Genomic DNA, 234 nt, shown 5'->3' with positions numbered 1-234 from the left:
CGCGTGGATAACCTGCCTGATAGCCCGGGATAACAGCTGGAAACGGCTGCTAATACCGGATACGCTGAGCAGAACGCATGTTCTACTTAGGAAAGATTTATCACTATCAGATGGATCCGCGTCCCATTAGCTAGTTGGTGGTGTAATGGACCACCAAGGCGACGATGGGTAGCCGGCCTGAGAGGGCGAACGGCCACACTGGGACTGAGACACGGCCCAGACTCCTACGGGAGG

At 56.0% G+C, this 234-nt stretch carries 1 rRNA gene; it reads left to right on the top strand.

Annotated features, from left to right (window positions below):
- Window positions 1–234, top strand: a 16S ribosomal RNA gene (locus P6N53_RS18675); the annotation flags it as partial.

The organism is Desulforamulus aquiferis (assembly GCF_030577015.1).
Taxonomy (GTDB): Bacteria; Bacillota; Desulfotomaculia; order Desulfotomaculales; family Desulfotomaculaceae; genus Desulfotomaculum; species Desulfotomaculum aquiferis.
The sequence above is the reverse complement of the archived record's forward strand: the minus strand, read 5'-3'. Positions and strand labels throughout refer to the sequence as shown.